A 19,093-nucleotide genomic window follows, 5' to 3' on the forward strand; every position below is an offset into this window, starting at 1 on the left:
CATACATATTCGCCAAAAACGAAGAAGACACCACCCGAAACGGGCGGCGCTAAGTTATGTTTGCAGCAATGCGATCATTTCCTTTTCTTCCCGCCGTATCGCGATATCCAGCGGGGTCAACCCTTCCCGGTCCTTCGCCTCGCGGTCCGCGCCGCGCGCGAGCAGCAGCTTGACGATATCCGCCCGCTCCTCGCCGTCGGCGACCTGCGTGTGCAACGGCGTGCTCCCGTCGTCCGACGCGCTGTCGATCGCCGCGCCGCAATCCAGCAAGCATGCCGCCACTTCCGGGTACAAGGCGATATGCAGCGGCGTTATCCCTTCGTCGTTGCGGGCGTTCACGTCGGCGCCGCGCTCGATCAAAAATCGAACGAGCCCGACGTTGTCGGTCATGACGGCGCCGTGCAGCACGGAAAATCGATACTCGTCCGTTTCCGCGAGCAAGCCCGGATCGGCTTCCACGATTCGTTTCGCCTTTTGAAAATCGCCCTCTTCCGCAGCTTCGAATAAATCGGCGAATGCGTAAGTCATCGGCTCATGCTCCTTTGCGCGGTTCTATACGCTCCGTTTACGGGAAATCGACCGTATCGTCGATAATCGTGAACATTTCCGCCATTCGGCCCGGATAGCGCCTCTCCAGTTCGGCCCATCGTTCGCCCCGCAGCACTAAAAAATCGTGGGTATCGGACATGTAGGAGCCTTGAAACAGACGAATTTCGTATGTCGGCTTGATGATTTCGTTGAACGCCCGGATCGTTATATAACGGTCACCGCCGGAAAAGCTCAACCGGATCGGATGCGATCGACCGTTGTAAGTTACGAGCAGCCCTTCGTCCGTTTGCTCTACATCGACCGTTTCGTCCGGAAGACGCGCGCCGAACAAGCGGACAATCTCGTCGTCATATTCCCGCCAGTCGATCGTTACCCCGAACACGAACGAAAAAACGATCGGGATCAGCTCCTCGGTCGCATACTCCTCCGCCATTTCCTCGACATCATCCATCCATTGTCCTTCTTCGAACAGCGGCTTATGCTTCTCGATAAAAAGGTCCGCTTGTCGCCGATCGCCCTCAAATAAGAAGGTCAAATCGTTCTCGTCAGGCAGCAGCATAGTTTCGTCTCACTCCTCGCTCTATCGTTCGGACTTCCAGTTTCTCCCGTATATACTGTACAATCCATCGCTCGGACGCCGCATCCGCCTTTCGCCCTAATCGCGTACCTGTTTCCGGACACGGAACGACAAGATGGTAAAAAAAACGAGCGAATGCGACCGTTCCGGAAACAAGGCCGGCTCGGTCCGCCTTCGCTCGATCGGGCGAAACGTTCGGTTAAAACGGGTAACGAATAATAATTTGCAGCCATACGGTCGAATCCGAATTGTTGACGTACAGATGGCCCTGGTCCGCGTAGAAGCGGATCGCGTCGCCCTGCTCCGCCACATACACGTCGTCGCCGATGTGGAGCTCCAGGCAGCCTTGCGTGACGATGACGAATTCCTCGACGCCCTCCTGGTGCGGCTCCGATTCGTGGCTGGCTCCCGGTTCCACCTTGACCGTGTATACCTCGAAATGCGTTCTCGAGTCGAACGGAAAAAGCGGGAACGCCTGGTACCCTCCTTCGTTTTCCGTAATCGGCTCCATGTCGGCGAAGCGGACGATCGTCACCTCCGGCTCCTCCTCGGCGATGAGCGCCGTGACGGAAATGCGCAGGCCGTTGGCGATTTTCCACAGCAGCGAGATCGTCGGATTCGAGTCGCCCCGCTCCACCTGGGCCAGCATCGCCTTGCTCACCCCGGTCAGCTCCGACAGCTTGTCGAGGCTCAGATCTCTCGATTTGCGTATCGTTCGTAAATTTTTGCCTACCTTGATCGGAATATGGTCCATGGCGAAAATGTTCTCCTTACCTCGTCGATTCGTTCACTATATTGTATAAAATTAATACTATATTGAAAAGCCCATTGACATGCATCCGTTTTCATGTATGATATAACATATATTAGTACGTTATATTGTACATATAGCCGAGGTGAAAACGACCGTGCCATAAACGGTCATTCACCCGAGCTATTCCGGGGAGGTGCGGGAATGGGCGCAACGATGATGGCATTGGTCAAAGAAAACCGCGCTTCGGGGCTATCCTTGAAGCAAGTGCCGATCCCGTCCGCGGGACCGAACGACGTACTGATCAAGGTGCGGTCCAGTTCGATTTGCGGCACGGATATGCATATTTATAAATGGGACGCCTGGGCGGAGCATACGGTCGTGACGCCGAACGTCGTCGGTCACGAATTCGCCGGCGTCGTGGAAGCGGTCGGCTCCGCGGTGACGAACGTGAAGCCCGGCGATTACGTCTCCGCGGAAGGACACGTCGTGTGCGGCGTCTGCCGCGCTTGCCGGAGCGGCAACGCGCACGTTTGTCCGCATACGCGCAGCTTCGGCATTACGATACCCGGCTGCTTCGCGGAGTATGCCGTCGTACCGGCGTCGAACGTCGTCCATAACGACCCTCGCCTTCCGTTCGAGCTCGCCTGCTTGCAGGATCCGCTCGGCAATGCGGTCCAGTCGGTCATGGCCGGAGACATTGCGGGCAAAAGCGTGGCCGTCGTCGGCGCCGGTCCGATCGGCCTGATGGCCGCGGCGGTCGCCAAAGCGTGCGGGGCGTCGACCGTCATCGCCGCGGACGTCAACGATTTTCGGCTGCGGATGGCGAAGCGAATGGGCGCGGACGCGATCGTCAACAGCGCCACGGAGCGGCTGTCCGAACGGCTGAAGGAGCTGACCGGCGGGGAAGGCGTCGAGGTGCTGCTGGAAATGTCCGGCCACCCGGACGCGATCCGGCAAGGGCTCGAAGGCACCGCCAACGCGGGCCGCGTGTCGCTGCTCGGCATTCCGGCGAACAGCGTGGAGCTCGACCTGTCGCGCAGCATCATTTTCAAAGGGCTGCGGGTCGAAGGCATTACGGGCCGCCGCATGTATACGACATGGTTTCAGGTGAAAGGGCTGCTGGAGGGCGGACGAATCGACTTGACGCCGCTCGTGACGCACCGGTTTCGGCTGGAGCAGTACGAGGAAGCGTTCGAGCTCGTCCGCAGCGGCAACTGCGGCAAAGTCGTCTTCATGCACGAATAAAGGGAGGGATCGTTATGGCTTTGCCGACATTCGACTATTTGAACGGCGAACTGGAAAAGCTGCAGGCGAAAGGGATGTACCGGCTTCCGACCGTATGGTCCGGCGCTTCCGGCCCGTGGATGGAGGCGGACGGCCGCAGGCTGCTGCAGCTTTCCTCGAACAATTACTTGGGCTTTACCGGCCATCCCGACATCAAGCGGGCCGCCGTCGAGGCGATCGAGCGGTACGGCTCGGGCAGCGGCTCGGTGCGTACGATCACCGGCACGCTGGACATTCACGACGAGCTCGAGCGGGAGCTCGCCGACTTCAAAGGGACGGAAGCCGCGCTCGTGTTCCAGTCCGGCTTTACGACGAATCAAGGGGCGATGTCGCTGCTCGGGCCGGACGATTTGGTCGTCAGCGACGAGCTGAACCATGCGAGCATTATCGACGGCATCCGGCTGACGAAGGCGGAACGCGCCATTTTCGCCCACAAAGACATGGACGAGCTGGAGAAGCGGCTGCGGGAAAACGGCGGACGGAAGCGGGCGTTCATCGTGACGGACGGCGTGTTCAGCATGGACGGCGACATCGCCCCGCTGCCGGCGATCGTCGATCTGGCGGAGCGGTACGGCGCATACGTCTACGTGGACGACGCCCATGCAAGCGGCGTGCTCGGCGCGAACGGCAAAGGCTCGACCGACCATTTCGGCCTTCACGGACGCGTCCACATTCAGGTCGGCACGCTGTCGAAGGCGGTCGGAGTCGTCGGCGGCTACGTCGCCGGGGCGGACGTGCTGAAGCGCTACTTGATTCACAAGGCGAGGCCGTTTCTGTTCTCGACGTCGCACCCGCCGGCCGTCGCCGCCGCCTGTCTCGCCGCGATCCGTCTGCTGCGGCAAAGCCAGCCGCTCATCGACAGGCTGTGGGACAACGCGACTTTTTTCCGTTCGCGGCTGCAGGAGGCAGGCTTCGATACGGCGGGCAGCGAAACGCCGATCGTCCCGATCATTATCGGCGAGCCGGACAAGACGATGGAATTTTCGCGGCAGCTGCTGCTCGAGGGCGTATATGCCCAGGGCATCGTCTACCCGACCGTGGCGCTCGACAAAGGCCGGGTGCGCTGCATCGTCACCGCCGCCCATACGAAGGACGACCTGGCGTTCGCCGTCGACCGGATCGCGGCCGTCGCGGAACGCACCGGCTTGCTGCGATAAACGATCAACGATATGCAAAGACGCTTCCAAACCGCCGCGACGGCGGGTCCGGAAGCGTTTTTGCGTTTCAGGCGGCTTCGAAACGGTCGTTACAGCGGCCGCTCGGCAATCCGGTTCGTATTGCCGTCCGGATCGCGAAAATGAAAGCTTCCGCTTCCCTCTCCGTTATCCGGCTCGACGATCGCCGCGCCGTGCGCCTCCGCCCACCGCCGGGCCGCCGCGAGATCGGCCGTCGTCAGCTCGAACATCGGATGGCTGACGATTTCCGCGTTCAGCTTGTCGTACCGAACCGCCGGGATCGGATTGCGGCGACGATCGAGGATGTGCAGCTTGGCGCCTTGGCGCGGCTGCAGCTCGCAGCCGTGTTCCGGCGGGATGCCGAGCATTTCGCCGTACCAGCTGGCCGAGGCGCCGACGTCGCCCGAATGGGCGAACACGCGGCCGATTTCCGGTCGAATCGGACAATGGCCGGACTGCCGCGCCGGTTTCGTTTCATGGTCGCCTTGGCACACCATGATTCCGTTGTTTTTGCCGTCGTCGAACACGTTGAAATACGCCACGTTCGAAAATCGCTGCATGTCGTGAAAAATGTCGTACCGGCGTTCCTTCGCGAACCGGTAAGCGCCGTCGATATCGTCGGTTCCGTACATGACGAGATGCGGGAACCCGTATTGATTCGGGTCCAAAATAAGGCCCGTTCCGCCGCCGACCGGCAGCGAATAGACGCCGCCCGGGATCGAATCGGGCAAAGGCAAATCGAGCAGCCGGCTCCACCATGCGGCGGCGCGGCCGAGCTCTTTCACGGGGACGAACACGGCGGCGATATGCGATATCGGAGTCGTTCGAACCATTTTAACGCTCCTCCGTAAGAACCGATTTGACGAATATCGCGCTGCCGATATCGGCGCCTATGCCGATCGCGAACCGGCAGGCCGAGTAATCGCCCTTCCGTTCGAACCGGACGGCCCCGTCGACGGAAACGGTCGTCCGATCGCGATCCATCGTCCATCGGACCGTACAAAAGCTTGGCGGCAGCGCCCCTTTGCCTTCCGCCCACGTTTCGTCCTTCGTTACCGGATCGAGAAAGCTGAGCGAGCCGTCCGTATGGAATTTGACGCGGGCCGACGATCCCCCGTACAGCACGACCGAGTTCGTATCGCTGCTCACGACCGCTTCGACCGCAAACGGGACGGAATACGCCGACTTCGTGCGGGCGTTCCCCCATTCCCTGTTGTAGCCGAGCCATAAGCCGTCGCCGGTCATGATCGGGTAGCAGGACGCGTCGGGAACGAGTTCGTCCGACGGTTCGCCGTTTCGCGTTACCGCGAGCGAAGGCAGCGACGCTTCGTCTTCCAGCGGCTCGACGACGAACGATTTTACCGTAATTCGTCCGTTGTCGCAGCCGATGCCGGCTTTGGCGAGCAAATGGCCGAAATACCCCTGCTGTTCGTGGAACAGCCGATCGTCTACGCGCACTTCCATGACGCGCTCCCGAATCGTCCAGCTCAGCCGCACCCATTCGCCGACCGGAATGGCGCCTTTGTCCAAGTAGCCGAAATCTTTGTCCACGGCGGGGTGCCGCACGTAAAATTCGTCGCCCGCTCCGTTCGCGGACGTCGGACCGTAGTTGAACGTAAGCGACCCGCTTCTCCCGTACAGCAGCCGCAGGCATCCCCCTTCGATGCGGACCGTCGTTTCGATGCGCAGCGGCGCGGCGAACGCCGTCTCCGTAAAGGCGCGTCCGGTCAGCGACAAGCCTTCGCGGCCGACGGAAGCGAAATAGGCGGAATCGCCGGCGACCAGCTCGCAGCCGCCGCCGTCGTAGCGGACCGCCGTTTTTTCCTTGACGGAAGCGGCTGCATCGTTCTGCCCGCCCTCCTCCTTGCTTCCCGGCTTCCCGCAAATCATGAGCAGATTGCGGTCCGGATCGCGGAACGTAAAAAACGCCATTCCCGGATACTCTTCGATGTTCGACTCGGGCTCGATCCCGTTCCGCTGCAAAAATCGGTAAGCGGCATGAACGTCCGGCGAGTCGAACATGAGCATCGGCCTGTCCTGCGGCGCGAGCTTGCGGTCGTACCCGTGCTGGTCCAGCACGAAGCCGTGATCGCCCTGCATCGCGAGCGCGTGCACTTTGTCGGTGACGGCGGACCTTTCGGGCATGCCGAACAGCTTGTGATACCAATTGACGGAACGTTCCATGTTGCTGACGTGCATAAATACGCCGCCGACCCGATTCGTAATCGGATGGACGGGGGCTTGCGGTTTCGCCGCGCTACTCATTGCGAAATCCTCCTCGTTATAGTCGGTTGCAGGCTTCCGGCGCCTTCGATAAGGAAGATGCGCATGCCCCCGGGTTTCTTACAGCCGCCGAACCTTTTTTGCGAAAAAAATGCTAACGCCGCCCGCCGAACGTTCTGCGGACAAGCAGAGCGGCGGCCTCCTCGAGGGCGGAGACGGCGTCCCGTTCGGCCGCGGCGGCGCGCTCCAGCAGCCGGGCCGCCCGGTCCGCCGGACCCGGCGCCGTCGGATCGGCGCCGAACGGCAGCGGAAACAGCCTGCATACGCCTTCCCACGCCGCGGCGATTTTGCCGTACGATCGCTGCGCGTGCGTAACGGCGGGGAGCGCGGAAGGACATCGCGCGGACAAAAAGCCGCCGGCGGTCAAGCTTCGCAAATAAGCCGCCGCATGCGTTCTCGCTTCGCGCACGACCGCCGCGTTGTAGGCGACCCCCAGCGGCTCCGCTGCCGTCTGCCGGTCCAGCGCCTCGATCCAAATCCGGTACGCGGCGATTCCGCCGATGCCGTAATTGGCGGAATGGCGAATGCCGCCGCATTCGTCGCCGCGCATATGGCGGGCCGTCCGCTCGAACAGCTCGGCGGCTTGCTCCGCCCGGTCGACCGGAATGCGGCCGGTCGGCACGGCGGCGAACCATTCCGTCCGATCGCTCAGCCGCCCGAGCTTGGCGTAGGGCAGCGCTTTGCCGGACGCGGACGTGTCCGTGACCGTCCATTGCCGCTTCGCGTCGTCGAACCCTTCGATCATGCCGAACTCGGCGTTCGAGACGTTCCAGGCGACGGCCGGTACGCCGCGCTCGAGCGAGCCGAGCAGCGCGTCCATCGCGGTTACGAGCTCGTCCGGCTTATCGAGCCGCGCTCCCGCACCGCCGAAAACGGCGACGGCATAGCCCAACCGGCGCCATCCGCCGCGCATCGCTTCCGCCCAATCGTAGGCGTACGGACCGCTTACGCCGAGGTCCGGCGCGACCTGGATGCGGAACGCGTGCCCGGTCGCGGCCATCGCGTCCGTCAGCGACGCTTCCCGGTTTCCCGCCGCCTCCATCGTCATCGTCATGACCGACGCCATCGTATTGTAAGCCCCGGAGAAGGCGTAATAGCGGGCCCGCTCGCAACGCCGGGCGGTCGGCCTTCCCCTTTTCCGCCTCGCCTCGACGTATCGGTCGATTTCGTGCTCGTAGCGGGCTTCCGCCAGCTTTTTGCGGGAACGGGAAACGGCCGTATAAACGGCTCCTTCCTTCATGTTCAGCAGCCGGGCGACCTCCTGGACGGATAGCCCGCCGAGGAGATGCGCCTCCGCGATCGTCCGGTCGCGTTCCGACAAACGCGAAAGAAGGTCCTTCATATCTTTCGCGACGAGTTTGCCGATCGCTTCCTTCTGCGGATCGCCGTCATCCGGCATGCCCCAGGGACGATTCCTCGTCGTCCGCTCGCCGTCCCCTTCTTCGCCGGCGTCGCCCGCGGCGATCTCGTCCCGGTTCGTCTTGCGGCGGATCGCCATCAGCGCTTGATTGCGCACGATCGTCCGCAGCCACGGCACGAATTTGTCCGGCTGCTCCAGCTTGCCGATGCCGCGCATCGTTTGAACGAGCGCATCCTGAACGACGTCCTCCGCCGCAGCCGCGCTGCGCACGACGCGGTTCGCCCAGCCGAGCATTTGGCTGCGGTGCCGCCGCACCAGCTCGCCGAACGATTCCGCGTCGCCTTGTCTCGCTTTTTCAACCAGAGCGTGGAGTGGCAGTGGCGTGGCATTATCCGAATCCGTCATCGCGCGCGCAACCTTTCGTTACAGAGTAGTTACGTATTCGCCCGGCGGCGGCTTTTTCCTCCTCCCGAAACGTCGAAGCGCAAAAAATGAAGAACGAACGTTCCGGTACTAGACGAAGATAGTACTATTGACGCCGATCGTTTCTGCTTACAATGGAATTAGGACCTGGTCATAAACAACTCGCCGAAAGCCCCGATAAATGAGGAAAGCTTCGGTTCGAAGCTTGATCGTGAGCGGATACGCTTTTTTGCATGAAGGAGATGATCGCCTTGAAGGTGATGCTGGCCTTGCTTAGATGGATCGTTTTTCGTCTGTTCCGCGTCCGGTTCGGCGGATTGGATCGGCTCGACCCGACGGGACCGGCGCTGCTGCTTCCGAACCACGTTTCGCTGCTGGACGGACTGTTTTTGTTCCTCGCGCTGCCCCGGAACGTCGTATTCGTCGTCAATACGCAAATCGCGCGGCGGTACGACTTCTTTTTGAAATGGTGCAGCTTCGTGACCGTCGACCCGCTCAACCCGTATTCCGTGCGGCATATGATCAAAACGGTCCAAAGCGGACGACCGCTCGTCGTCTTTCCCGAGGGCCGCATCACGACGACGGGCGGGATGATGAAAATATACGGCGGCGTCGGCTATATCGCGCTCAAAACCGGCGTGCCCATCCATCCGGTCGCCATCAACGGCTTGGAGCGCTCCAGGCTGTCGTACTTGGGCGGACTCGCGAAAAGACGGCTGTTTCCCCGCGTCGATATTACGATCGGCAGCCCGCATCGGCTCATGCTCGATCCGGCCCGTCCGGTGAAGGCGCAAAAAGAGCGGGCGGCCGCGCAAATCGGCCATATGCTGCGGCGCGAGCTGTTCGAAAGCCGCATGAAGCCGGACGTCAATTTGTTCGACGAAGCGATCGAGGCGGCCCGGCGCTGCGGAAGCGCGTTTCCGGTATGCGAGGACGCGGCGCAGCGGATCGGCTACAAGCAGCTGCTGCTGGGCGCCTACGTGCTCGGGCGCAAAATGGCAGGCAAGCTCGGCGGCGAAACGAACGTGGCGCTGCTTATGCCGAACGCCGTCGCCCACGTCGTCGCCTTGTTCGCCTTGATGCGCATCGGCAAAACGCCGGCGATGCTCAATTTTTCGAGCGGCGCGCAAACGATGCTGGACGCCTGCGAAACGGCTTCGGTCCGCACCGTCGTCACGTCGCGCCGGTTTGTCGAGAAAGCGAAGCTGGAGCGATTTGTCGAACTGTTCGGGGAACGCGGTCAAGTGCTTTATTTGGAGGATCTGAAAGCTTCCGTGCGGTTTGCGGACAAATTGCGGGGGTGGGCCGACTTTCGCGCGAAGCGGCCCGCGCTGCCCGGACCGAACGAAGTCATTCTGTTCACGTCGGGCAGCGAAAGCAAGCCCAAAGGCGTCGTGCTAAGCCATCGCAACATTTTCGCCAACGTGCAGCAGGCGCGGTCGAGCATCGATTTTACCGAGCAAGACAAAGTGTTCAACGCGATGCCGATGTTCCATTCGTTCGGCCTGACGGCCGGCACGCTGCTGCCGATCGTCAGCGGCATGAAGCTGTTTTTGCATCCGAGCCCGCTTCATTACAAAGTGATTCCGGAGCTTGTCTATACGAGCAATGCGACGATTTTGTTCGGAACGTCGACGTTTTTGGCCGCCTACGGGCGCGCCGCCCATCCGTACGATTTCCATACGCTGCGCTACGTCGTCGCCGGCGCGGAGAAGCTGAAGGACGACGTGCGACAGCTATGGTACGACAAATTCGGAATCCGCATCCTCGAAGGCTACGGCACGACCGAGACGGCTCCGGTGCTGGCACTGAACACGCCGCTCGCGTTCAAAAAAGGAACGGTCGGCCGTCTGCTGCCGGGAATCGAATGCGTACTGGAACAAATACCGGGAATCGAAGGCGGCAATTTGCTCGTTCGCGGTCCGAACGTGATGAAGGGCTACTTGCTTCACGGGGAGGGCTTCGTTCCCTGCCCGGAATGGTACGACTGCGGGGATATCGTCGATATCGACGCCGACGGGTTCGTCACCGTGCTGTCCAGACGGAAACGGTTCGCGAAAATCGCCGGCGAAATGGTTTCGCTGAACGCCGTCGAGGAGATCGTCGGCCAATGCTTCCCCGGCATGCAGGCGGCCGCCGTCAGCGTCCCCGACTCCCGCAAGGGGGAACGGATCGTGCTGTTCCACACTTCCCCGGAGGCGGGCATTCCCGCGATGAAGGAAGCCGTCCGGGCGCGGGGCGGTTCGCCGCTGCTCGTTCCGTCGCAGCTGCGCCGCGTGGAGAAGCTGCCGCTGCTCGGCAGCGGCAAGACCGACTACGTGACGCTGAAGCAGTGGGCCGAGGCGGAGTGAGGCGCTAACGGATCGTATTCTTTTGAAAAGCATGCCATTCGTTCCAAATCCTTTTCGCTGTTACCCGGCAAGCCTACAAGCGCGGCTTCTCCGATTCGCAGCACCTGGATTTCATAACGGTATACACGGGTTGATACTGACGCAAGTGCCGTTAAGCACGACGGAGACGCAGTCATCCCCATAGCTCGCTTTCATTTCGTTCGCCAAAGCCCCCGGCCAGTCTGCGGAAACGAAAAACTGCCCGAGCTGATGGACGGGATGACAAGTGTAATGGAGCAGCAGGGCGGAAATCGGCGCCGATTCGCCTTGGAAAGCGACTACGCCGACATCCGGATCCATCGCCCTTCCACATAACGGTTCATCGGTGCGGCGGGGCCAGCCGCGCTAGGCATGCTGATCGAGCCGGCCTTCATGCGTCGGTTAAACGCCAGCCAGCCGGCCTTCGACGCCGCTGCCGCTGCCGCAGCCGATCTCACGGGCATGACGGCATCCGGGTCGAAGCCCCAGCGTCTTTGCAGCTCATGGCGTATCAGCTATGGTCTATAGGAGTCTGGATTTCAGGTTGCAGCAATAAACTTGAATGTTGGCGCTCGATAGGTCACCGCAGTCCCTGTTTGTGTTGATGATGCGTTTGTGCTGACTGTCAATGTTTGGGTTTCCTCATTCATTGCCAGTACAACCACTCCCATTAGCCCGGCCGATGCAATACTCAATACAGTGCCAACGCCAATTCCAATCAGGCTGCTGACAGCAACTTGATTACTGGATGCAGTTGTATTTGCTGTAATTCCGCTCAGTGTTCCAGCTGTTCCGCGCAAGCTGCAAATCCAAATTCCCGAACCTGTCAGGTCGGCGACAATATCGCCGGCTGCAAAAGTTCCCGAGCTTGGTAAGCCAGACGAATTTGTATACTTTACATTATTTACTGTATTTAGGTCGCTCAAGATTCCGCTTTGCTTGGTGCCGGTAAAACGCCCGCCGGACCGCCCCTCAATAAAATTGTTCGATATTGTATCGATACGAATCATGTGATTGCCAAGAACAAAGCAACTGTCAGTCGTATGGTTTGCATATCCGATATCGGCCCTATTCCCGCTTAACTCAGCCAGATTACCTCCAATCCCTATAGCTCGATGTGCAGAAGTAAATGATTTATAGAACTCATTATCTATCACCTTTCCATACCCGCCACTGTAGGTAACGGCAAAAACGGCGGCGCTGGGACATAAATCAAAGTGTTTGTTTCCGATATATTGTTTGCAATTTTTAAGCAATACGGCACCGATGCCATTAGTCAGCCCTGTTTCATTTGCAATGGTGTTGCGGACAAAGGATGCTCCGAACTTATGGTTCGGTTGGCTCAAAATGGCGCGTCCCCATGCGGTTGAGATGTAGCAATCTTCAGCTTTTGAATCCAGGCCGAAATCGTAAATTTCTGAACCGTCGATAGCGTTTAATTTGCCATTCTGAATCAATTCGCTGGCGAATACGCCGCAATGTTTCGAAGTTGAATGAAATCCGACACCATAAGTGCCATTGTTTTCAATCCAGCACTTTATAGCTTTACACGAAATCGAATCGTTATGATACCAGATACCTGCACCCTTGTTGTTTACGATACGAACACCGGTCAATACCGCATCTTTATTGAAGGTGTTGTACCCGTATTGACTTCCTTCCGCCTCAAAATCGATACCTGCCATCGGGTTTGTCCCTTTGATCGTGCCCGTGTTTGACAACGTTCCTCCGAACATTCTGAACCCGACAGAGCGCAAGCAACTAATTCCTTGGCGATAATTGCTATCGAAATGACAATGATTCAGAACAATATGTTCTGCGATATTGTCCTCTGCAGCCCCAAGTCCGCCATAACCGATCGTTAAGCCGTCCATCAATGCGCGATTTGACGTTACGTTATTAAACGTAAAATCTTTACAAGCGTCTTCAATCGAAATATTGGATTGTTGATTATAGGCACCAGCGTCACCGCCGGGGGCGGTCCGAGCATCCAGGCGACCGTCAATTTCCAGTCCGTTTACAATCACTTTGTAACAACCGCGACCAAAGCGAAGGATAGCATTTAGGGGCGATGGCAGATTCCCGCTATGCGACTGTATGACAGCGCCATTGGCATGGATGGTAAGACGCTTGATTGTGTCGACATAAAGCAAGTTGGACTTGGTGTCCGCCCCGCCTGAACCATGCGTATAATAATAAGGTTCAATTAATAAGCTACCGTTATTGCGAGGCAGCGCTTCAATAGCGGCTATCATTTGTAAAGAATCGTCCGTTCCGTCTACTTCAAAGTCAGCATCGGCCATACAACCGGCATTGCAAAAAGAAATCTGATTGTCCTGACGCACCCAACAGCCAGTCCCCAAATTTGTCGACTTGCCCAAGAAACCGCCTAAAACGGGGCGTGCATCTTTTACCGCGGCATTCAAAGCAGATATTGCAGGGTATGAAGTAACAGAAGCGACAAAAGCATGTGTTGCTCTATATCCATTCCAATTCACATCCGGGTCAATAATCGTAATGCCGTTATGTCGTGTTTTTTCAACACCGGAACGCCACACCCAAAAGCCATGCCCTTTGCCTTCATTGTCTGGCCAATACGACTCCACACTTACTTGATAACCATTCCCTTGAGGTGCTACGGATAAGAGAGCATGAACACTGTTAACGCTTTCGATATTAGAAACGAATAGGGCATTACTATTGTTAACGCTTCCATCATTTAAAGCTTCAGGCTTATCCTCATTCGACGATTCTCTGCCTGCGGCCGCTACAGTACCGAACGATGCGCTGTAGGCGATTGTCGCCGCTCCCGCTGCTCCGAAAGTCGCCAGCAGTTTCCGGCGCGTCATCCTTTGCTGCACGAAATCCGATTGTCTGTTCGTCATACTTCATCTCCCTTTGGGTGCTTCTTGTTTCACCAGCAGCGATCGTAGAACCTCCATAACCACTGGTAATATGGAGATAGAGGTTCTACTTTGACATGAAATGGACTGCTTCTCATAGCTCTTCGAACGTGCTCGATTCCTCAGGATCGAAGCCGAAGCCCGCAAACGGAATAGCTGGATGACATTCCAACGGTCGCTTTTCGTCTCCGCATTCACTTCGAACGAATTATCCAAAGACGGTTTCGGACCGGTAGTTTGTGACCATAATCGAATGTTCCGTTCCGCATAGTCGGATGCGGTCAGTCTGCCTGAAGGTAGATTTTCCAGGCAGAAAAGATCAGGATGGCGGCTTGCGCGCGACTTGCTTGTTCTGTTGGCCTGAAGCTGCCGTCCTCACAGCCTTGTATCAGGCCCGCGCCTTGCAGCCCGCCGACCGCATCGCGCGCATAATCGGAGACAGCTTCTTCGTCTGTGAATGTCTTGTCGGAAGCAGATGCTTTAAGCTTCAACGCGCGGTCGATCATGACCGCAATGTCTTCGCTCCGAATCGGATCGTCCACGCCGAATGTGCCGTCTTCCCGCCCATTAACAATACCTAAGATACGACAGGGGAGGAGGCAGTGCCGCCATTTCTACTGTTACCGTTATTTCCGTTTTTGCCATTGCTGCCGTTATTGCCGTTATTGCCGTTATTGCCGTTGTTGCCGTTGTTGCCGTTATTGCCGTTGTTGCCGTTGTTGCCGTTATTGCCGTTGTTGCCGTTGTTGCCGTTATTGCCGTTGTTGCCGTTGTTGCTCTTATACGGTACAACCGGAGCCGAAGCCGAAGATGCTTCACCCTTGCCCATCGCGTTGATCGCTTTCACCGTGAACGTATAGCTCGTTCCGTTGGTTAATCCGGTTACATGGATCGGGCTTGCCGCGCCGGTCGCCACGTAATTACCAGGTGAAACAATCACCTCGTACCCCGTAATCGGACTTCCGCCGTTGTCCGCCGGGGCCGTGAAAGAAACTGTAGCCTCCCCGTCTCCGGCAATCGCCGATACATTCCTGGGCGCACCCGGAATCGTCGCAGGAGTCGCGCTCGCTTGATTGGAAGCAACGCTCAAACCGCCGGAGTTGCCCGCCTTCACTATAAAATAATATGTCGTGCCGTTGACCAAATTGGAGACGGTATATGTGGCATCCGTTACCGTGATTGTTTCATCGAAATGGAACGACTCCGGCGTGTTGGACATGTACACGTTGTAATAAACGGACTCCGGCACTTCATCCCATGTCAAGACAACCTGCCGATCTCCCGCTGTTGCTTGCAAATTTTGCGGAGCGGCCGGGAGATCTTGCTCAATGACGACCTGCGTAATCGTAAAGGACACATCCTGCATATGAGCTGCCGATACCGTTATCCTCGCGGTGTAGGTTCCTGCCGCCAGGCCGTCTCGGGCTCTTACGGTAAAGCTTGCAGACTCCCCAATGCCTAACGCAGCCTTTTCCGGTTGAGTCAGTATAAAATCTTGCGCATGCTCCCCGCCAATGGCGACTGTCAGTCCGCTCAAAGCTGCTGTTCCGCTGTTCTCCACCCGAATGACCTTCGTCTCCTGCGTGCCAGGCTCATAGCCCGACTGCAACTGAACTGCTGTTTGGTCGCCTATTTCGGCGATACCATACTCACGCGTAACCAAATGAACCACGCTCTGGTCGGCAGGACTCCAAACCACGCCGCCGCCCCAACTGTACCAGCCCGTTTGCCCATGGAAATTACGAAAGAAAAGAGCTTTAAACTTGTCATCCGTTTGCGGGTCGACCCCAAAGCTGGCAAACGGTATCGCCTGAATCACATTCCAGCGATCTTCCAGCGTTGTGGTGCTGGCCGTAAAATCGACTTCGGGGGCTAACATCGGTCCCGTTTTCCATACAAACTTGAGGCCGATCGGATTCGTGGAATAAGAATAGGTAGTGCCGCCTTTGCCATCCGACAAATGCGTTTCCGCCGAATCGTCCGCTCCGCTTCTCCACCATCCTCCCGGCGCATCTTCGCTTATGATCCTACCATCCATATCGTTGTCAAAGTTCTCGTAACCCACGTATAGATTCTCGTCGTCCCATAGCAGGTAAACCTTCGTTTCAACCGGAGGAGTCTCGGTCGTTCGCATTTTCATAAAGGTGGTCACCGGTTCGGCTATCGACCATGGCCCCTGGCTGAAATCAAGCGCGCTCAAAATCTCTTCCTGTGTCGCAGACGTTTTTACCGCATTGCCTGAAACCTGCTGACGTCCTCCGTACTGGAAGGTCATTTCCATAAAAGTCGAACGAATCGGTGCGATTCTCGCTTTAGCTCGCTCATCCGCAAGCTCATACGCTTCGCCCAGCGCCTGCGCCGCCGGCTCCTGAATGCCGGCCTGCACAATGTATTGTCCAATCAGCTGATTCTCATTCGAGTACCAGTTGATCGGCTGCTGGTCGTAGTTCCAGCCCTGCTTGATCAGATCGTAATACCGTCTCATCGGCTCTGCCGCCGCGCCGTATGCCTTGTGGACGAATTCATTCGTGAGCGCTTCGATGTTGGCATCCGGATTCCAGAACAGCTTCTCGAACAGCCAAAATTGCAGCGCATTGACTCCCCAAGCTTCGCTTCTGGCATCCACGATCCCTTCCGGCAGCATACCCAAAATACCCAGATCGCGATAATACTGCATATCGGCCTGTACCTTTTCGGCGATCGGCCGCTCATAAGACTTCGCATAACAGCAGCCGTAATAGTTGTACATGATGATATTTTTCGTCCGCTCTGCCCATTCCTCAAGTCTTTGTTTGTATTTGTAGTTGTTGTTTTGCTGGTTCTCCGTGTTAATCGGGGTTCGCTCGTCCTCGTTAGCCGGAGCCATCACTATGACGATATTATCTTCCAGTTCGACCTTCGGCGGCACTTCCGTAAAGAAGTACGCGTACGACACAATCTTCACTCCCGGATACGTCTGCTTCACCTCTGCAGCCACTTTATTCAGGAAGGTAAAGAAGACGGTTGACTTGTAAGCCGGATCGTCAGGCTGTACAACAACACCGCCCGGCGTCGTGAACGGCAGCTTGCTTTCCGGGCTCTGCGTGAAGCTATGATTGTCATTAATCCCGATTCCGATATATTCCGTCCCATACGTTTGATAAAACGTCTTTACTTTCCCCGCGATGATCGACGGAACATCCGGATGGTAGAAATTGATTTGCGTTCCCGCCGAGAGGGGTACGTATTGCCCATTTTCCCAGTTGTAATATTCCGGATGCGAGCTAAAATACTCCTCGTTCGGCAGCCAATACCCCAAATTGTGGCCGAGATTGACCGCTTTGAGGCCGATGCTTTCATGCCCCGCCCAGTATGAAAGATTGCCGACCTCCGCAAACTTGGCGTTCAGCTTGTTGCGGGCAAGCATTTGGTTCGTTCGGGCGTCCGTATGGAACTCGCCGTTCGCGCCAACGCCTGTCGTATGCCAGCCGCGCACGGCAAAGGGCGATTTCTCCCGATAGTCGGTCTGCACCGCCTGAATGGTCGGCTGCGGCTCGAAAATCGTTCCAACATCGGATGCCCGGGTCCAGAGCACGCCGGCGTTCTTCTCCAGGAAATCATAAACGCCGTTCAACACGCCGCGAGGCTCGGAGCCAAAAATATAAATCGTGTTCCCCGATTGTCTAATCGCGAAACCGTCGGAATCCTCCAAGAAGGCCAGATCGTCCGCAAACAGAGTGGACAGCTCCGGATACGATTCCGGCGTTGCCAGTATAATGCGGGTAAGCTCGGCGCCGGACTCGGACACTTCCACAATAGCCGGTTCATTACCCGGTCCGGCAGGCTCCGTCCCCTGCTGCTCCTCCGTAACGTCTGGTCTTAATGTCACATCATCGATCCATAGCGTCCCCGTTCCATCTAGATAATCAAGATAGCTCCAAAAATTGATCCAGTTATAGTCGATGTCCTGGTTCGGGTCACGCGTATACGGCAGCTCCACATAGGTCCAGTCCTTGCCGATGATTACGCTGTGCTTCGTTGAACCGCCCGCAATATCGGCGTTATTTTTTAATGATCGAAATTCGACCGTTACCCGGCCTTGCTGCGCTCCCTTCATCCACGCTCTCAGGATATATTTCTGACCGGGCTTGAGATTAAGCTTTTGGTCTGTTCGCGAATAGGTATAGCCGCTTGCCGGCAAATCCATCCGCATAGAAGACGAACCGCTATGCTTCTCCGCTTGAACTTGAGTCGCTACCCCGGTCGGCGCCCACCAGCCTCCAAGGCCAATCTCAAATCCGGGATTGTCGATTATGTTGGGAGCGCTCTGCTTCTCCACCGGACTTAACGTCATGTCGTCGATCCACAATGTGTTCGTTCCGATGTTGTCATCGAAAGCCCAGACGTTGATCCAGTTGTAGTCGAAGTCCTGGTTCGGATCGCGCGAGTACGGCAGCTCCACATAGGTCCAGTAGGTGTCGACGGTGACAGTTCGCTTCGTTGAGCCTCCCGCGATGTCAGTATTGTTTTTCAGCGAGCGGAACTCAACCGTAGCCCTGCCTGCCCGCTCTCCCTTCATCCAAGCCTGCAGCACGTATTCTTTGCCCGGCTCCAAATACAGCTTCTGGTCCGTCCGCGCATAGGTGTAGCTTTTCGCGGGCACAGTCATTCGCATGGAAGACGCGCCGCTATGCTTCACGGTTCCATCCAGGCTCGCGACCCCGGCCGGCGCCCACCAGCTCGCAAGGGTAGTATCGAAGCCCGAATTCAGGAGGATATTCCGATCAAGCTGCACGGTTAAGGTTACCGGTTCAAGCTCCTCGCCATTCGCAACCGTCTTAATCCCCACTTGATACGTACCGTCTGTTGTCTGCGCGGGCACCTTCACGGCGCCGCTTACGCTTGCAGTCTGCCAAGGACCCAGGCTGACCGGGTTCAATGGCGTAATACGCAGCGCTCCCTGATCCGTTTGCAGGAAGCTCACTTGAGCCGCTAAAGCGCCAGTATTTATCAGTTTGATCGAAAATGCATATTCGCCGCTCTTGGTTATCCGCAATGTATTCGTTTCCAAACTTGCGTTCACGCCATCCTTGCTCAAATCTGCTCTGGCAATCGGCAGCTCTGCGCCGCTAACCTGCTTGATTGTGTTCTGCAATTCGGTCGCGGCCCATGCCTCCATATCGCTTCCGGCAGAGGAAAGAATAATGTTCGCTTTGGCCGCTCCGTCGCGAGCGATCGTTAATGCATCCGCCAGGTCTGCCTGACTGGGTTCGGGAATCGGCTGACTGGCAAAAGCTCTCTGGCCGGTGCCGAACAACGGCGTCAACGCAATACATAATATAAGCACCCATAGAAATGACTTTTTCTTCAAGATCATTACCTCCCTTATTTCTGTTTCATGGTTAACCTAATATCCGCGTATGCCGTTGACGGCGTG

At 57.5% G+C, this 19,093-nt stretch carries 13 protein-coding genes; 3 read left to right on the forward strand and 10 right to left on the reverse strand.

The features are described 5' to 3' along the window. Positions 1-54: 54 nt before the first annotated feature. The 3 genes from PV407_RS21840 to PV407_RS21850 form a co-directional block, all read right to left on the reverse strand. Positions 55-528: an ankyrin repeat domain-containing protein gene (locus PV407_RS21840; RefSeq protein WP_332092116.1), complete on the reverse strand. Its 474-nt coding sequence runs from the start codon at positions 526-528 to the stop codon at positions 55-57. A gap of 37 nt (positions 529-565) precedes the next feature. Beyond that, positions 566-1,108 carry a hypothetical protein gene (locus tag PV407_RS21845; protein WP_332092117.1) on the reverse strand — a complete coding sequence of 181 codons (543 nt, stop codon included), beginning with the start codon at positions 1,106-1,108 and terminating at the stop codon, positions 566-568. A 217-nt stretch (positions 1,109-1,325) separates the two neighbouring features. Beyond that, positions 1,326-1,880, reverse strand: a complete 555-nt coding sequence (locus PV407_RS21850) for a helix-turn-helix domain-containing protein (RefSeq protein ID WP_332092118.1) — start codon at positions 1,878-1,880, stop codon at positions 1,326-1,328. Positions 1,881-2,081: 201 nt separating this feature from the next. Here PV407_RS21850 and tdh point away from each other — a divergent pair, with 201 nt between their 5' ends. Both tdh and PV407_RS21860 read left to right on the forward strand, forming a co-directional pair. Then, positions 2,082-3,125 (forward strand): L-threonine 3-dehydrogenase, encoded by a 1,044-nt coding sequence (gene tdh / locus PV407_RS21855; RefSeq protein ID WP_332092119.1) that lies wholly within the window; start codon positions 2,082-2,084, stop codon positions 3,123-3,125. Between the two features lie 20 nt (positions 3,126-3,145). Continuing rightward, a complete protein-coding gene (locus PV407_RS21860) occupies positions 3,146-4,321 on the forward strand; it encodes a glycine C-acetyltransferase (protein WP_332092350.1) in 1,176 nt (391 codons plus the stop codon). An 89-nt stretch (positions 4,322-4,410) separates the two neighbouring features. On the opposite strand, the gene PV407_RS21865 is transcribed toward PV407_RS21860, so the two are convergent. The 3 genes from PV407_RS21865 to PV407_RS21875 all read right to left on the reverse strand — a co-directional run bounded on the left by PV407_RS21865 (position 4,411) and on the right by PV407_RS21875 (position 8,387). After that, entirely contained in the window at positions 4,411-5,172 is a 762-nt protein-coding gene (locus tag PV407_RS21865; protein ID WP_332092120.1) for a VOC family protein, read from the reverse strand. Between the two features lies 1 nt (position 5,173). Then, positions 5,174-6,604: a VOC family protein gene (locus tag PV407_RS21870; protein ID WP_332092121.1), complete on the reverse strand. Its 1,431-nt coding sequence runs from the start codon at positions 6,602-6,604 to the stop codon at positions 5,174-5,176. Positions 6,605-6,716: 112 nt separating this feature from the next. Beyond that, entirely contained in the window at positions 6,717-8,387 is a 1,671-nt protein-coding gene (locus PV407_RS21875) for an RNA polymerase sigma factor (RefSeq protein ID WP_332092122.1), read from the reverse strand. A gap of 269 nt (positions 8,388-8,656) precedes the next feature. Here PV407_RS21875 and PV407_RS21880 point away from each other — a divergent pair, with 269 nt between their 5' ends. Next, the gene (locus PV407_RS21880) at positions 8,657-10,756 is read left to right on the forward strand and encodes an AMP-binding protein (protein WP_332092351.1); all 2,100 of its coding nucleotides are present in this window, start codon (positions 8,657-8,659) and stop codon (positions 10,754-10,756) included. 111 nt (positions 10,757-10,867) lie between these two features. Here PV407_RS21880 and PV407_RS21885 read toward each other — a convergent pair whose 3' ends face one another. The 4 genes from PV407_RS21885 to PV407_RS21900 all read right to left on the reverse strand — a co-directional run bounded on the left by PV407_RS21885 (position 10,868) and on the right by PV407_RS21900 (position 19,027). Then, the gene (locus tag PV407_RS21885; protein WP_332092123.1) at positions 10,868-11,095 is read right to left on the reverse strand and encodes a hypothetical protein; all 228 of its coding nucleotides are present in this window, start codon (positions 11,093-11,095) and stop codon (positions 10,868-10,870) included. 218 nt (positions 11,096-11,313) lie between these two features. Then, positions 11,314-13,659: a hypothetical protein gene (locus tag PV407_RS21890; RefSeq protein ID WP_332092124.1), complete on the reverse strand. Its 2,346-nt coding sequence runs from the start codon at positions 13,657-13,659 to the stop codon at positions 11,314-11,316. Positions 13,660-13,958: 299 nt separating this feature from the next. After that, positions 13,959-14,219, reverse strand: coding sequence for an S-layer homology domain-containing protein (locus PV407_RS21895; protein ID WP_332092125.1), 261 nt, complete (start codon positions 14,217-14,219; stop codon positions 13,959-13,961). 35 nt (positions 14,220-14,254) lie between these two features. Next, positions 14,255-19,027, reverse strand: coding sequence for a DUF4838 domain-containing protein (locus tag PV407_RS21900; protein WP_332092126.1), 4,773 nt, complete (start codon positions 19,025-19,027; stop codon positions 14,255-14,257). Positions 19,028-19,093 lie beyond the last annotated feature (66 nt).

The sequence above is a fragment of the Paenibacillus sp. GYB003 genome (assembly GCF_036577625.1).
Lineage (GTDB): Bacteria > Bacillota > Bacilli > Paenibacillales > NBRC-103111 > Paenibacillus_AB.

Excerpts from the sequence above, each read along its gene's own strand:
- PV407_RS21840 (WP_332092116.1), bottom strand. The coding sequence starts at position 528 with ATGACTTACGCATTCGCCGATTTATTCGAAGCTGCGGAAGAGGGCGAT.
- PV407_RS21845 (WP_332092117.1), bottom strand. The coding sequence starts at position 1,108 with ATGCTGCTGCCTGACGAGAACGATTTGACCTTCTTATTTGAGGGCGAT.
- PV407_RS21850 (WP_332092118.1), bottom strand. The coding sequence starts at position 1,880 with ATGGACCATATTCCGATCAAGGTAGGCAAAAATTTACGAACGATACGC.
- tdh (WP_332092119.1), top strand. The coding sequence starts at position 2,082 with ATGGGCGCAACGATGATGGCATTGGTCAAAGAAAACCGCGCTTCGGGG.
- PV407_RS21865 (WP_332092120.1), bottom strand. The coding sequence starts at position 5,172 with ATGGTTCGAACGACTCCGATATCGCATATCGCCGCCGTGTTCGTCCCC.
- PV407_RS21870 (WP_332092121.1), bottom strand. The coding sequence starts at position 6,604 with ATGAGTAGCGCGGCGAAACCGCAAGCCCCCGTCCATCCGATTACGAAT.
- PV407_RS21875 (WP_332092122.1), bottom strand. The coding sequence starts at position 8,387 with ATGACGGATTCGGATAATGCCACGCCACTGCCACTCCACGCTCTGGTT.
- PV407_RS21885 (WP_332092123.1), bottom strand. The coding sequence starts at position 11,095 with ATGGATCCGGATGTCGGCGTAGTCGCTTTCCAAGGCGAATCGGCGCCG.
- PV407_RS21890 (WP_332092124.1), bottom strand. The coding sequence starts at position 13,659 with ATGACGAACAGACAATCGGATTTCGTGCAGCAAAGGATGACGCGCCGG.